This window comes from Pseudoalteromonas sp. SIMBA_162 (assembly GCF_046535955.1).
Classification (GTDB): domain Bacteria; phylum Pseudomonadota; class Gammaproteobacteria; order Enterobacterales; family Alteromonadaceae; genus Pseudoalteromonas; species Pseudoalteromonas marina.
Genome location: NZ_JAWJBQ010001273.1, coordinates 1 through 234 on the forward strand (window position 1 = coordinate 1; position 234 = coordinate 234).

Genomic DNA, 234 nt, shown 5'->3' on the forward strand with positions numbered 1-234 from the left:
GACATCACCATGGGGCCGCCGGGCATCCAGCGCACCAGATAGGCGTTGCTGCCCACGTTGGCTTCAGCTACTGCGTCTGACATAGCGTCGACCCGCTGATCGACGGCGCTGATCGCTTCCTCAATCGCCTCTTCCTGGTTCAAAGCCTGGCCGAACAGGCGCGCTTCAGCTTCCCAGTTATCGGCCGCCAGTGGTTGCGTGTGGGGCACTACGGTAGGGGCGATTTGTGACAAA

Annotated in this window: 1 protein-coding gene; it reads right to left on the minus strand. The window is 61.5% G+C overall.

The features are described from left to right. The coding region (locus R0J88_RS23740; protein WP_410901419.1) for a hypothetical protein at positions 1-234 on the minus strand (234 nt) is incomplete at both ends.